This window comes from Mesorhizobium sp. M1A.T.Ca.IN.004.03.1.1 (assembly GCF_003997555.1).
Classification (GTDB): domain Bacteria; phylum Pseudomonadota; class Alphaproteobacteria; order Rhizobiales; family Rhizobiaceae; genus Mesorhizobium.
Genome location: NZ_RZTV01000532.1, coordinates 1 through 261 on the forward strand (window position 1 = coordinate 1; position 261 = coordinate 261).

Consider the following 261-nt stretch of genomic DNA (forward strand, 5'->3'; position numbering starts at 1 on the left):
ATCGGCCAGGCGGCCGTCCCGGTTCTCTCGGGCGACACGGCCGAGAGCCTCGCGGCGCGCGTGTTGACCGTCGAACACCAGATCTATCCGCAGGCGCTGCGGTTGTTTGCCGAGGGCCGGGTGACGATGGAAGACGGCAAGGCAGTCGGCGCTGAAGCTTCGATTGCCGCGCCCAAGGCTCAACTGATTTCGATGATCGGCGACCGCGCTTAGATTGCTGCTCTATTTTCTGCAAACCGGTGACTTTCTCGGGTCTTTCCT

Annotated in this window: 1 pseudogene; it reads left to right on the forward strand. The window is 62.5% G+C overall.

The window, feature by feature from the left end:
* Positions 1 to 213, forward strand: a pseudogene (locus EOD29_RS32765) (phosphoribosylglycinamide formyltransferase); the annotation flags it as partial.
* Between the last annotated feature and the right edge of the window lie 48 nt (positions 214 to 261).